Here is a 12,527-nt window from a genome sequence, read left to right as displayed (position 1 = left end):
GACATCCATTCGTGAAAATAGGGGGAGGGAGCTAGCGGTGTTGCACCAGTGGCGTGCGCTTGTCGAGGAAGGCTGCCATGCCCTCGTGCGCATCGCTGCTGGCGAAACGCGCATGCATCTGGCGCCGCTCGAAGGAGATGCCTTCGGCCAGCGAGCCTTCGTAGGCGCGCTTGATCGATTCCTTGATACTCATCAGGGCAGGCAAGGAATAAGCGGCAATGGCGGTGGCCAGCGCGATACTTGTGCTGCGCAAGTCGGCTGCCGGCACCACGCGTGAGACCAGGCCGTAGCGGTCCGCCTCTGTCGCATCGAGCGTGCGCGCGCTCAGGCACATGTCCATCGCCTTGGCCTTGCCCACCGCCAGCGGCAAGCGCTGCGTGCCGCCTGCGCCCGGCATCATGGCCAGCGTAATTTCCGGCAAGGCGAATTTGGCGTTGTCGGCGGCAATCACGATGTCGCAGGCCAGCGCCAGTTCGCAGCCGCCGCCCATGGCGAAGCCTGCCACAGCGGCGATTACCGGCTTGCGCACCTGGCAGATGGTTTCCCAGTTGCGGGTGATAAAGTCGCTGCGGTAGACATCCATATAGGTCCAGTGCGCCATGGCCGCGATATCGGCGCCGGCGGCAAAGGCCTTGTCGCTGCCGGTGATGATGATGGCGCCGATGGCCTCGTCGGCGTCGAATGCCAGCAGCGCATGGCCCAGGGCATCCATCAAGCCATCGTTGAGGGCATTGAGTTGCTTGGGCCGGTTCAGCGTGATGACGCCAACGCGGCCTATGGTTTCGAGCAGAACAAGCGTGTCGTCCATGGGGCTAGCCTCCAGGGGAGAATCAAGGGAAGGGGACATGGCCGCCTCAGATCGCGCCGTCGCCGAGCATCTGGCGCAGCTTGAATTTCTGGATTTTCCCCGTCGGCGTGGTCGGCATCTCTTCGCGCACGATCAGGCGCTCGGGGATATATTGCAGGGCAACCTTTTGCGCCTTGAGGAAGTCGACAATCGACGCGAGATCGATGCTGTGGCCCTGCTTGGGCACGACGATGGCGCAAGCGCGTTCGCCAAGTCGCTCGTCGGGATAGGCGACGATGACGACGGTCGCTACGGACGGGTGGCGGTACAGCATGGTTTCGATCTCGACCACCGGGATGTTTTCGCCGCCACGGATGATCACATCCTTGCTGCGCCCGGTGATGCGGACATAGCCTTGTTCGTCGATGCGTGCCTGGTCGCCCGTGTCGAACCAGCCATCGGCATCGGTGGCGTTAAATTGCGGGCGATGCAGGTAGCCGCCAAAGTTCGAGCATGAGCGCAGCAGCAACTGGCCCGGCACGCCGGGCGGCTGTGCCACGCCGTTGCCATCGACGACTTTGAGCTCCACGCCGGGCAGCGGCAAGCCGTCGCTGTTGACCGAGCGTTCGTCGTCGTCTTCCAGGCGGGTCAGGGTGACGGCACCATTTTCGCTCATGCCCCAGGCCGCAACGATCTTGGTGCCCATCGTCTTGCGCGCCTTTTCAACCAGAGGGCCGGGTATCGGTGCGCCCGCGCACAGGAAGGTGCGCAGGGTGGGCACGGGGCTGGCCAATTCGCCGACGGTGTTGGCCAGATCGGTCAGGAAAGGCGTCGAAGCCATGGTGAAAGTCACGCCATGTTCGCGGATCAGTTGCACCGCTTTTTTGGGCTCCCAGATGTCTTGCAGCACCACGCTCGCTTGCAGCATGATGGGCATCATCAGCCCGTACATGAAGCCAGTCTGGTGCGACATCGGCGAGGCCATCAAGACCACGTCGTCGGCACCCAGATGCAGACGCTGCGCGTAGGGGATGATGTTGGCCATGGTGGTGTTGGCCGAATGCATGACACCTTTCGGTTCGCCGGTCGTACCCGAGGTGTAGATCAGCTGCGTGACGTCGTCGGGTCCCGGCCGCTGGCGCTGCAGGATGTCGCCGGCATCGTCGGCCAGTTCCCATTGGGGGATGCTGAGCAGCGCTTCGAAGCTGTTGGCGCCGGCGCCGCCCACGATCACGACCTGCTGCAGGTCGGGCAGGTCAGGCTGCAAGCCGGCCATCATGGCTTCGAAGTCGAAGCCGCGAAACGTCTTTGGGGCGATCATGATCTTCGAGCCTGCATGCTTGAGCATGAAGGCCAGCTCGCGTTCGCGGAAAATGTGCATCAGCGGATTCATCACCGCACCGATGCGCGAACAGGCCAGGTAGGTCAGCGTGAACTGCCACCAGTTGGGCAGCTGGCAAGACACCACGTCATTGCGCCCCACGCCCAGGCGCGTCAGACCGACGGCGATGCGGTCGGCCATGTTTGCCAGTTCGCGGTAGGTAAAGCGGGTGATCGCTGTCGCATCGAGCTGCACGGCGGTGAGCGCGGCTTTGTCCGGCGCGCTGGCCACACAGGCGTCCAGCGCGTCGTTGATGGTGCGGTCGTGCCAGAGCCCCTGGGCGATGCTCGCGGCGCGGCGCGGCGGAATCAAGATGGCATCAAATTCCATGATTTGTCTCCTCTAGTTATATTGATTACTACCAGGCAAAAGCACGCACTACGCTGGAACAGCCGCACGCCCGGCGCGCGTGCGGGCGACAATGGTTTTCATGATCTGGGCCGTGCCGTCGCCGATCTGGAAGCCCAGCACATCGCGCAGGCGCTGTTCCATCAGGCCGTGGTCGTAGCCACCATGGCCGAACATCAGCAGGCATTGATGGATCACGTCGTAAGCCAGCTTTGGACCCCACCACTTGCACATGGCCGCTTCGGCAGTATGCGGCGCGCCCTTGTCCTTGAGCCACAGGGTTTGCAGGCACAGCAGTCGCGCCGCCGTCACTTGCGTGTCGTATTCGGCCAGCGGGTGCGACACGCCCTGGAAGGCGGACAGGGGCTGGCCGAAGGCCTGGCGTTGGGCCACATACTCCCAGGTCTCTTCCAGCGCGGTGCGGGCCACCGCCAGCACTTGCAGTCCGATCAGGGCGCGCGAGAAATCAAAGCCTTGCATCACTTGTACGAAGCCCTTGCCTTCTTGTCCCAGCAGATGATCGACGGGGACTTTCACGTTTTCAAAAAACAGCGAGCCGCGGCCGATGGCACGCTGGCCATGGCAGTCGAAACGGTTGCGCGTGATGCCTGGCAAATCCATCGGCACCAGCAGGGCAGAGACGCCATGTGCACCCGATTCGACCGTGCCGGTACGGGCAAAGACGACGGCGGCATCGGCTTGGTCGGCGGCGGAAATCGACGTTTTTTCACCGTTGAGCACGTAATGCTCGCCAACGCGCTCCATTTTCAGCCGCAGAGCGCCGGCATCGGAGCCGCCGCGCGGCTCGGTGAGGGCGATTGCCAGCAGTGCCTGACCTTGCGTCAGCCTGGACAGCCAGGGCTTGACCACTTCCGGCTTGCCGTGTTGCGCCAGGATTTGGCCGTTGAGCGAGGCCAGCAGGTTGATATAGGAAAGACTGAGGTCGGCGCGCGCGATTTCTTCATGGATCACGCCGGCGGCCAGGCAACCGAGTCCCTGGCCGCCAAACTGTTCCGGCAATTCCGGCGCGATGAAACCCATCTCGCCCATCTCGCGCATCAATGTCCGGTCCAGGATGCGTGTCTTGTCGCGTTCCAGGAAGCCCGGTGCCACGCGTCCGTCGGCAAAGCGGCGCACGTGCTCGCCCAATGTCGCGAGGTCGTCGTCTATATAGGGGTTCATCTTGTCTCCTTTTGCAATGTCAAGGGCCGGGGTCGGGTGCCCCGTTTATTTTGCGAACTTGCGGAACTCGGGCTTGCGCTTTTCTTTCAGCGCATTGACGCCTTCGCGCGATTCCTCGGTGTCGTAAAACAGCTTGAGCGCGTACATGCCCAGCCCTGCAATGCCGGCCTGGTGCGCGGTATCGGCATTGAAACTGCGCTTGGCGATGGCCAGCGCGGTCGGGCTGCGTTCGCAAATTTCTTCGGCCCACTTCTGTACTTCGGCATCGAGTTGATCGTGTGGCACGCAGATGTTGGCCAGGCCCATGGCGACGGCCTCGGCGCCTGAATAGCGGCGGTTCAGATACCAGATTTCGCGCGCCTTCTTTTCGCCCACCACGCGCGCCAGGAAAGCGGTGCCGTAACCAGGATCGACCGAACCCATCTTGGGACCCACCTGGCCGAACTGTGCCTTGTCCGAGCAAATGGTCAGGTCGCAAATCGTGCACAGCACATTGCCGCCACCGATCGCATAGCCTTGCACACGGGCGATCACCGGCTTGGGCACGTCGCGGATGGCCGTGTGCAGCTCCTCCATCGGCAGGCCGATGGTGCCGCGGCCGTCGTAATTGCCGTTGTGGGCAGACTGGTCGCCGCCGGTGCAAAATGCCCGGTCACCAGCGCCGGCGAGCACGATGACGCCGACGTCGCGGTCGTAGCCGGCCTTGTTCAGGGCCTTGATGATTTCATCGCAAGTCTGGCCGCGAAACGAATTCATCTTGTCCGGGCGGTTAATCGTGATCCAGGCGGCGCCGTTGCGTACTTCGTACAGAATGTCTTCGAATTCCATGCTGATCTCCTTGTGCTGTGCTGTGGGGTGGCGCAGGTGCGGGCTGCGGTCAGCCGTTCATCGTCAGGCCGCCCGATACGCTCAATACCTGGCCGGTGATGAAGCTGGCGTCTTCGCTGGCGAGAAACACAATGGCGCTGGCCAGGTCGTCAGCCTGGCCGAGGCGGCCCAACGGAATGGCGCGCGTAAACGCTTCGAGCAGTTTTTCGGGATTCGGCGCGCCCTCGGCGACGCCCGCCAGCAGTGCCGTGTCGGTGGGGCCGGGGCACACCACGTTGACGGTAATGCCATGGCGGGCATGTTCACGTGCAATGGTCTTGGAAAATGCCACCAAGCCGCCCTTGCAGGCAGCGTATACAGCTTCGCCGGAGGAGCCGACGCGGGCCGCGTCGGACGCGATGTTGACAATGCGGCCAGCCTTGCGTTCGGCCATGCCGGGCAGTACCGCATGATGCATGTGCAGTGCGCCGGTGAGATTGATGGCAATCAATTTGGCCCATTCGGCAGGGACGGTCTTGGTGAATGGTTTGAAGACATCCCAGCCGGCATTGTTGACCAGTACGGCTATCGGCCCCAGTTGGGCTTCGGTGGCGGCCACGGCCGCATCGACCTGGGCCCGGTCGGTGATGTCGCACTGGAAGGCTGTTGCCTTGCCACCCGCTTCGACGATGCTTGCTGCCACCGCTCGCGCGGCGTCCAGATTCATGTCAAACACTGCTACCAGGGCGCCCGCCTGGGCGAAGCGCCGGCACGTGGCGCCGCCGATACCGCCGCCGCCGCCGGTCACGATGACGGTCTTTCCCGTGAATTGCTGCATAGTTTTCTCCCTCAAGATTGCCATGGTTGGTATCCTTACGCATGGTGTTTAAACTCGATCGCATATACGTCAATATATTTACGTATATTATTTCACGATCTTCTTTAGCGCAAGCGAGTTTGATAAAATATACGTAAATATGTTGACTGTTGCCCTGCTCGTTCGCAGAGGTGCTGGTCATGATTACTGGAGAAACTATGAGATACCACAATGATTCGGTCGAAAAGACGCGTGCCGAACTGGCTAACAGGCTGTTCTTTCGTTTGTATCAATGTGCAAACATGTTGCACAAAACTGGGACGCGGGCTGTCGAAGACCTGGGCCTGACCACGCAGCAGTGGGCGGTCCTGGGCGCGCTGTCGCGTCCGGAAGCGGCCGGTGGCATGAGCGTGGGGGATTTGGCGCGCTATTTGCTGGTCAGTAGGCAAAATTTGTCCGGTTTATTGAGTCGTATGGAGCGCGACGGCCATCTCAGCAGCGATCCCGATGGGCGCGACCGGCGCTCAAGACTGATCACCATGACGCCCTCAGGCAAGCAGGTATGGAACGAGCAAGCCACGCCCCGCATCAATGACTACTATGAACAGGCGCTGGCTGATTTTTCGATCAGCGACATGACCCATAGCCTGCATTACATGCTCAAGCTATTGGATAACATGAAGCGCCTCGATGGTGAGGGGCGGTCAGTTGAAGTTGAGTCAGTTGAGTCGGATGCGGCGCTAGAAGCTTAGGGCGGGGACGGCGGAAGCTGCCGTCACCATGGCCGCGGGGCGCTGTTTTTATCCCTCTTGTATAATGGGTACAAGTTCAGCAACGCCGCCCGGCTTGTTGAATAAGCTTCCCGTTTTGCCATGCCCCTCGATGATTTCGGCGCTTCCCAGCCATTGCGCGGGAGGCAGGGCTGGCCTGATCGCTGCGGATCAGGCCAGTATCGCCTTCCGTTGAGCGCCAGGCTCACTTCCGACTGTAGATCGTAATTCATGATAAATACTGCCTTTCGAGACGAATGGCTCTCGAACCTGCAAAAAAACTTCCTCGCTGGCTTGACTACTTCGTTTGCGCTGGTGCCAGAATGCATCGCCTTTGCCCTGGTGGCGCAGTTGAATCCCCTGATGGGGCTGTATGGCGCCGTCATCATCTGCGCGCTGACGGCCATCTTTGGCGGGCGTCCGGGCATGATTTCGGGCGCCGCCGGCTCCATGGCCGTGGTCATCGTGGCGCTGGTGGCCCAGCACGGCGTGCAATACCTGCTGGCGACGGTGGTGCTCAGCGGCATCCTGATGGCGCTGTTCGGCATCTTGCGCCTGGGCAAGCTCATCCGCATGGTGCCGCACCCGGTGATGCTGGGCTTTGTGAATGGCCTGGCCATCATCATCGCCATGGCGCAACTAGAACACTTTCGCCAGGCGACACCGCAAGGCGAGCAATGGCTGCAGGGCACGCCCTTGCTCGTGATGAGCGCCTTGGTGGCCCTGACCATGGCCATCGTGTATCTGCTGCCGCGCATCACGCGCGCCGTGCCGCCGGCATTGGTGGCCATCCTGGGCGTGGGCGTGCTCAGCTATGCCTTGCACTTGCCGACGCGCACCCTGGGCGACCTGGCGCATATCGCCGGTGGCTTGCCGGCCCTGCATTTCCCCACCGTGCCGCTGGACATGGCCACCCTGCACGTGATCTTCCCGTATGCGGCGCTGATGGCCATGGTGGGTTTGCTGGAAACGTTGCTGACCTTTAATTTGACTGATGACATCACGCAAACGCGGGGCCAACCGAACCGCGAATGCATCGCCCTCGGTGCATCGAATGTGGTCTCGGGCCTGTTTGGCGGCATGGGCGGCTGCGCCATGATCGGGCAGACCATGATCAACCTGAGTTCCGGCGGCCGTTCGCGCCTGTCGGGCGTCGTGGCCGGTGTAATGATTTTACTGTTCATCCTGTTCCTGTCGCCGCTGATCGAGCGCATTCCCCTGGCCGCCCTGGTGGGCGTGATGTTCGTGGTGGCGCAGCAGACCTTTGCGTGGGGCTCGCTGCGCGTGCTGGGCAAGGTGCCGCGGCAAGATGCGTTGGTGATCGTTGCCGTGACGGTGATCACGGTGTTTACCGACCTGGCGACGGCCGTGCTGTGCGGCATCGTCATCGCCGCCTTGAATTTCGCCTGGCAACATGCCCGCGAGATGCGCGCCGACATCGATGACAGCACGCAAGGCGTACGCGTGTACGTGCCGCATGGCACTTTGTTCTTTGCCTCGGCCGCGCATTTCCAGGAACTGTTCCAGCCTGCGTTTGATCCGGCGCGCGTCATCCTCGACTGCCGGCACCTGCACATGGCCGATCACTCGGCCATTGCGGCCATCGAGGCCCTGTATGAGCGCTACGAGAAAGCGGGCAAGCATGTGCAGGTGACGCATTTGTCTGGCCGCAACCAGGCCTTGCTGCAGCGTGCGGGCGTGGATGTCAGCGTGGCGTAAAATAAGGCTCTGTCCTCGATAAGTAGGGGATGATGGAATCTTCCCGTCGCAGCATGGTCTGACGCTCAATGCCAAGCAGACGGGGAGTATTTCATGCAGCCAGCCGAATGGAATATCTTCATTGACCACTTCGTCGGGCTGAGTACACGCCAGCGTCTGGCAGGCATCGCCTTGCTGCGTGGCGCAGCACGGGACGACGCAGTCGTGGCCCTGGTCGAAGGCGCAGCGCAGGGGCGATTGCACTGCCCCGTCTGCCACTCGTGCCATCTGCACCGGCATGGCCACGCACATATGGCTTGCCGCGTTACCGCTGTGTTCCCTGCGGGCGCACCTTCAATGCATTGGCCGGCACGCCGCTGGCGCACTTGCGCCACGAATCGCTATGGCTAGCCTATGCCGATTGCCTGCTGGACTCCAGCGGCCAAGTTGGTCTCGGGCCGCCATCATCAATATAGCCGTCTATCGCATGGTCGAACATGGCGTCACTATCGACGGTTTGGACGGGTAATTACAGTTTTGAATGGCTCGAAGGGCTTCAAGCATTGTGACGAGTCTCCATGATCAACAGTAAAACTTCGCGTCCATCAGCATCATAAGCGGAGAGTTCGTCAGGTTCACCAGGGCGGTTGTATCGGTGTTCCCATTTCAGATTATCCTGATCCGTATATATGTCTTCCGTGCCAAAGTATGCCGTAAAATTCTCGCCCACCTTTCTGTCGACTCGCCGCCACATTTCTGAATTACCGCCGGCCTCGCCTTCCCTTCCTGAAAAGTAAGTAGCACGAATCGCTTTGCGATCGTGAGCATGAAGTGTGAAACATCAACACGCAGCGCGACGGACTCTAGTTTGCCGCCAACTCCTGCCCCGATATATTCGAGCTTGTGATTCTTAGCCGTAATAATTCCAAACAGCACAGCTAAATTCATACCTGCTGTTACCTTGCCGATATGAGGGTGCTTTGCCGATAACAAGTCCGAGGACGAAATCGCGTCGCGAAGAGTAATAGTTTGCATATCGACAAAATCTGTGATGAGAAAAGAACTCCTACAGCGATTTTCTCTGATTAAATGAGCGGCCATAGTGTGGAAGCGATAATGACGCCACAAAGTGCGCCAAGACTAAGGAAGACAAACACAATTGAGCGTACCCAAAAATCACTGTGGAAGTGCCAGTCGCGTCTATTTTGAAAACCGTCGCAGTATTTTCAAAAAAGTCACATCTCGCAAACGAGGTCATGCGGTTTTAACCTCGTTGAGCAGATCGGGGTGACGATCAAGCAGTTTGAACAGCTTAACCAAGGCTAACGGGGGCTTGGTCTTGCCATTCTCGTAGCGCGAGAAGGCATTGATGCCACCGCCGAAGATTTCGGCGGCTTCGCGCTGGTCAAGATCAAGCTTCTTGCGCACGTTGGTAATAAAGCCTGGATCAACGATGGCCGCATTCACCTGCTTGGAGAAGGCGCGCATTTCGCGCATGACGCGGTTCGACTCAGAAGCATCCAGGATCGACTCGGCGCAGGCAGGGCAAAAGTCGCCCGTCACTGCTGCAATGATGGTGCTTTCGCCCTTGTAGGTGTAGGGAGTGTCGCGGGTGTCGTGGATCAGTTCAGCCGCGCCGCAAACAGGACATTTCATGTTCATAGCTCCTTGAAGGACACAATCAGCACGTCATTAATAACCGTCAACTTCAGGTACACGTCGCCCGCCTGCGTGCTTGGGCGGTACACGTCCTGCCATATCGTGTGATCGGCATGGGTGGTCATGCTCTTGTAGAAATCCGCTGGCGTAAGCAACATCACCACATCCAGCATCTCGGAAAACGCAAGCCCCAGCTCATTTGCACCAACTCGCGCTGTGTGTGTGGTGCGTACCTTACCAGCTTCTACTAAGGCTTGGACCACGGTCAGCTTGCAATGTGGGGATCGTTTCTCCATAAGCAAATTTTAACCTATTAGGTTATTTTTGGCAAGTTGGTTAGCGCGCCACTGGTGCGAACTAGGACTATCTGCTCTCCATGCCTTTTGCGCTAAACCCACCACAGGGGCCGTTTCAGGTCACTGTGGTGCGTTTATTGAGGTTTTGCTTCGTATCCCCCAGCCCAGCGCCCTTCTACCCATGCCTCCCAATCCCAAGCGAAGGTCAATGCACCATATCCGTCGAGGACTGGACACGCAGAGCCATGCAGCGCCTTGATAATTGGTCATGCAAAGGATCAGGAATATCCGCTATCTGCCGAACTATTTGGGCTGGCGCTGGATACTCGATGCCAGGCGCATCCGCTCCCCAAAAACATTACTGAAAGCAACACTGGGAGATTTTCCACATCTGACGGTGACATAGCCTAAAATAATGCCAAGTCGTCCCGCGCGCTAGCGCGCTATTGGCGGGATTTTCAAGTGTGATGGAGTGTGGATGCTGTCGAACGAACAAGAACAACTGTTGCAACAAAGCCAAACGGGTTTTGACGCCTACTATGGCGCACTGGGCGCGTCGCTGGTGAATTTTGTCGAGCGCCTGGGCATTCAGCCCGCGCACGAAGTGCTGACGAACGCGGCCGAATACCTGCCGTATATCGATGCGGCCATGCGCACCATCGTCATCCGCGACGAAAGCTGGCAGTGGGTCAAAACCATGCTCGGCTATTTTATCGGCGAATACTTTGTGCAGGGTCATGCAGGCTGCTGGTATGTGGAAACGCGGCCCGAATCGCCGCACTTTTGCCGCACCATGGTGGGCGGTTTCGAGCATGGCTTGCCGCTTGACGCGGCCATCGATCCGGAGCAACTGGCGCTGGACTTCCTGTCCGGCCCGGTGCCGCGCGAACTGGCGCAACTGATAAACGAAGCGCAAGCCAGATTGGCTTGATGCCGCGCGGCAGCCAGTGCCGCACGGCTTGTTACATCACGCTTAAAACAAGGTTTAAAACTCTTCCCACTCGCCTTCGGCCGGGCTTGCCACTTTGCTGCTCTTGCGAGCTACCGGCAGGCGCAGGGCAGGCGATGGCGCCTTGCGTGCTGGTGCGGCAGGCGCTGCCGGCGCGCTGCGCTGTGCCGTTTTGACACTGAAGCGGTCGCTGGCCACAGCATTCGCATCCAGGCGGAACACGCTGACGACTTGCGCCAGTTCGCTGGCCTGTTCCTGCATCGCTTCGGCCGCTGCCGAGGCTTCTTCCACCAGGGCCGCATTTTGCTGGGTCACCTGGTCCATTTCGGAAATGGCCTGGTTGACTTGCTCGATGCCCGCGCTTTGCTCTTCGCTGGCGTTGCTGATCTCGCTCATGATGGAGGTGACGAAGCCGATGCTTTGCACGATTTCTTCCATCGTCTTGCCGGCCTTGTCGACCAGCTCCGTGCCCACGTCGACTTTTTGCACGGAATCGTCGATCAAGCCCTTGATTTCCTTGGCCGCCGCTGCCGAGCGTTGCGCCAGGTTGCGCACTTCCGTTGCCACCACGGCAAAGCCGCGCCCCTGTTCGCCGGCGCGTGCCGCTTCCACGGCCGCGTTCAGGGCCAGGATGTTGGTCTGGAAGGCGATGCCGTCGATGACGGAAATGATATCGACGATTTTCTTCGACGAGGTATTGATCTCGCTCATGGTGGCCACCACTTCGGCCACCACGGCGCCGCCACGGCTGGCGATGCCGGCCGCGTCGCCGGCCAGCTTGTTGGCCTGGCGCGCATTGTCGGCATTCTGCTTGACGGTCGACGTCAGCTCTTCCATCGACGAGGCTGTTTCTTCCAGCGAACTGGCTTGCTGCTCCGTGCGCGACGACAAATCCTGGTTGCCGGCGGCGATTTCGGCGGACGCCGTGGCGATGGTGTCGGTGCCGCTGCGCACCTGGCCGACGATGCCCACCAGGCTGTCGTTCATGCTTTTCAGGGCATGCATCAGCTGGCCCGTTTCATCGCGGCCCTGTGCCGTGATGGTGCTGCTGAGGTCGCCTGCAGCCACGGTTTCGGCCACTTTCACGGCGTCGCGGATGGGGCCGGTGATCGAGCGCGTGATCCACCAGGCGAAACCGATGCCGACCAGCACGGCCAGCAGGCCCAGTTCGATCAGCAAGGTGCGGGTGCTGGTGTAGGTTTCCATGATGCTGTCGGCCACGCCATCGGCGGCATTGATCTGCATCGCGGAAAAGCGCTTCACTTCCGCCAGGTAGCTGGTGGTGATGGGCGTGACGTCCTTGTCGAACATCAGCTTGGCGGCGGCGAAATCGCCATCGGCTTTCAGCTGGAAGGCGCGCCCGCGCACGGTCACGTATTCGGTGCGCACCTTGCGCACCACCTTGAATTGCTCAATTACTGCCGGGTTGCGCAGTGAGGCGGCAATCTCATCTTGCAGCTTGCTCGACCGGGCCGCATCGGCTTTCAAGTCGTTTTCGATTTTGGCGCGCACGACAGGGTCGGCAATTTCAAACGAGGCGACGCCGCGAACGCTATTGAGTTCGATGATCTTGGCCCATTCGGCCACCATGCGTTGGTTCTTGACGCTGGTGTGGATGAGGCCGTAGGTCATGTCGCTGGCCGTTTGCATGCGCACCAAGGCGGTGACGGTCAAGGCGGCGAGCAACAGCAAGACGACAGCAAAGCCGACGCCAAGGCGGCTGCCGATGTTCAGGTTTTTCATGTAATTCCTAACAGTTTAATAATCATGATCGCCGCCGCCAGCAGGGGCGGGCAGGCGCCGCAAGGCGCAGGGGATCGGGGTCTTCGGGTG

At 60.3% G+C, this 12,527-nt stretch carries 11 protein-coding genes and 2 pseudogenes; 5 read left to right on the top strand and 8 right to left on the bottom strand.

Going from position 1 to position 12,527, the window contains the following annotated elements; genetic code table 11:
* Positions 1 to 31: 31 nt before the first annotated feature.
* The 5 genes from ACQ4W6_RS13400 to badH are packed head-to-tail and all read right to left on the bottom strand — an operon-like array spanning position 32 to position 5,343.
* A complete protein-coding gene (locus tag ACQ4W6_RS13400; RefSeq protein WP_436567669.1) occupies positions 32 to 808 on the bottom strand; it encodes an enoyl-CoA hydratase in 777 nt (258 codons plus the stop codon).
* Positions 809 to 854: 46 nt separating this feature from the next.
* Positions 855 to 2,498: a cyclohexanecarboxylate-CoA ligase gene (aliA, locus tag ACQ4W6_RS13395; protein WP_436567668.1), complete on the bottom strand. Its 1,644-nt coding sequence runs from the start codon at positions 2,496 to 2,498 to the stop codon at positions 855 to 857.
* Positions 2,499 to 2,546: 48 nt separating this feature from the next.
* Positions 2,547 to 3,698 (bottom strand): cyclohexanecarboxyl-CoA dehydrogenase, encoded by a 1,152-nt coding sequence (gene aliB / locus ACQ4W6_RS13390; protein ID WP_436567667.1) that lies wholly within the window; start codon positions 3,696 to 3,698, stop codon positions 2,547 to 2,549.
* Positions 3,699 to 3,743: 45 nt separating this feature from the next.
* Complete coding sequence (gene badI / locus ACQ4W6_RS13385; protein WP_436567666.1) at positions 3,744 to 4,526, bottom strand: 2-ketocyclohexanecarboxyl-CoA hydrolase; 783 nt, start codon at positions 4,524 to 4,526, stop codon at positions 3,744 to 3,746.
* 49 nt (positions 4,527 to 4,575) lie between these two features.
* Positions 4,576 to 5,343, bottom strand: coding sequence for a 2-hydroxycyclohexanecarboxyl-CoA dehydrogenase (gene badH, locus ACQ4W6_RS13380; protein WP_436567790.1), 768 nt, complete (start codon positions 5,341 to 5,343; stop codon positions 4,576 to 4,578).
* A 197-nt stretch (positions 5,344 to 5,540) separates the two neighbouring features.
* On the opposite strand from badH, the gene ACQ4W6_RS13375 reads away from it, so the two are divergent.
* The 3 genes and pseudogenes from ACQ4W6_RS13375 to ACQ4W6_RS13365 all read left to right on the top strand — a co-directional run.
* Positions 5,541 to 6,074: a MarR family winged helix-turn-helix transcriptional regulator gene (locus tag ACQ4W6_RS13375; RefSeq protein WP_436567665.1), complete on the top strand. Its 534-nt coding sequence runs from the start codon at positions 5,541 to 5,543 to the stop codon at positions 6,072 to 6,074.
* Between the two features lie 249 nt (positions 6,075 to 6,323).
* A complete protein-coding gene (locus ACQ4W6_RS13370; protein ID WP_436567664.1) occupies positions 6,324 to 7,811 on the top strand; it encodes a SulP family inorganic anion transporter in 1,488 nt (495 codons plus the stop codon).
* A gap of 93 nt (positions 7,812 to 7,904) precedes the next feature.
* Positions 7,905 to 8,230: pseudogene (locus ACQ4W6_RS13365) on the top strand (transposase); the annotation flags it as partial.
* 814 nt (positions 8,231 to 9,044) lie between these two features.
* Here the strand turns inward: ACQ4W6_RS13365 and ACQ4W6_RS13360 are convergent.
* Positions 9,045 to 9,446 carry a type II toxin-antitoxin system MqsA family antitoxin gene (locus tag ACQ4W6_RS13360; RefSeq protein WP_436567663.1) on the bottom strand — a complete coding sequence of 134 codons (402 nt, stop codon included), beginning with the start codon at positions 9,444 to 9,446 and terminating at the stop codon, positions 9,045 to 9,047.
* 2 nt (positions 9,447 to 9,448) lie between these two features.
* Positions 9,449 to 9,745 carry a type II toxin-antitoxin system MqsR family toxin gene (locus ACQ4W6_RS13355; protein ID WP_436567662.1) on the bottom strand — a complete coding sequence of 99 codons (297 nt, stop codon included), beginning with the start codon at positions 9,743 to 9,745 and terminating at the stop codon, positions 9,449 to 9,451.
* Positions 9,746 to 10,034: 289 nt separating this feature from the next.
* On the opposite strand from ACQ4W6_RS13355, the pseudogene ACQ4W6_RS13350 reads away from it, so the two are divergent.
* Together ACQ4W6_RS13350 and ACQ4W6_RS13345 are read left to right on the top strand one after the other, a co-directional pair.
* Positions 10,035 to 10,151 (top strand): annotated as a pseudogene (locus ACQ4W6_RS13350) (IS1595 family transposase); the annotation flags it as partial.
* Positions 10,152 to 10,223: 72 nt separating this feature from the next.
* Positions 10,224 to 10,676 (top strand): hypothetical protein, encoded by a 453-nt coding sequence (locus tag ACQ4W6_RS13345; protein WP_436567661.1) that lies wholly within the window; start codon positions 10,224 to 10,226, stop codon positions 10,674 to 10,676.
* A gap of 54 nt (positions 10,677 to 10,730) precedes the next feature.
* Here the strand turns inward: ACQ4W6_RS13345 and ACQ4W6_RS13340 are convergent, their stop codons facing one another.
* Complete coding sequence (locus ACQ4W6_RS13340) at positions 10,731 to 12,437, bottom strand: methyl-accepting chemotaxis protein (RefSeq protein ID WP_436567660.1); 1,707 nt, start codon at positions 12,435 to 12,437, stop codon at positions 10,731 to 10,733.
* Between the last annotated feature and the right edge of the window lie 90 nt (positions 12,438 to 12,527).

The organism is Janthinobacterium woesei (assembly GCF_051380875.1).
Classification (GTDB): domain Bacteria; phylum Pseudomonadota; class Gammaproteobacteria; order Burkholderiales; family Burkholderiaceae_D; genus Janthinobacterium.
The sequence above is the reverse complement of the archived record's forward strand: the minus strand, read 5'-3'. Positions and strand labels throughout refer to the sequence as shown.

What these genes read in the sequence shown, in the direction of transcription:
- ACQ4W6_RS13400 (WP_436567669.1), bottom strand. Translation starts at nt 808, where the DNA reads ATGGACGACACGCTTGTTCTGCTCGAAACCATAGGCCGCGTTGGCGTC.
- aliA (WP_436567668.1), bottom strand. Translation starts at nt 2,498, where the DNA reads ATGGAATTTGATGCCATCTTGATTCCGCCGCGCCGCGCCGCGAGCATC.
- aliB (WP_436567667.1), bottom strand. Translation starts at nt 3,698, where the DNA reads ATGAACCCCTATATAGACGACGACCTCGCGACATTGGGCGAGCACGTG.
- badI (WP_436567666.1), bottom strand. Translation starts at nt 4,526, where the DNA reads ATGGAATTCGAAGACATTCTGTACGAAGTACGCAACGGCGCCGCCTGG.
- badH (WP_436567790.1), bottom strand. Translation starts at nt 5,343, where the DNA reads ATGCAGCAATTCACGGGAAAGACCGTCATCGTGACCGGCGGCGGCGGC.
- ACQ4W6_RS13375 (WP_436567665.1), top strand. Translation starts at nt 5,541, where the DNA reads ATGAGATACCACAATGATTCGGTCGAAAAGACGCGTGCCGAACTGGCT.
- ACQ4W6_RS13370 (WP_436567664.1), top strand. Translation starts at nt 6,324, where the DNA reads ATGATAAATACTGCCTTTCGAGACGAATGGCTCTCGAACCTGCAAAAA.
- ACQ4W6_RS13360 (WP_436567663.1), bottom strand. Translation starts at nt 9,446, where the DNA reads ATGAAATGTCCTGTTTGCGGCGCGGCTGAACTGATCCACGACACCCGC.
- ACQ4W6_RS13355 (WP_436567662.1), bottom strand. Translation starts at nt 9,745, where the DNA reads ATGGAGAAACGATCCCCACATTGCAAGCTGACCGTGGTCCAAGCCTTA.
- ACQ4W6_RS13345 (WP_436567661.1), top strand. Translation starts at nt 10,224, where the DNA reads ATGCTGTCGAACGAACAAGAACAACTGTTGCAACAAAGCCAAACGGGT.
- ACQ4W6_RS13340 (WP_436567660.1), bottom strand. Translation starts at nt 12,437, where the DNA reads ATGAAAAACCTGAACATCGGCAGCCGCCTTGGCGTCGGCTTTGCTGTC.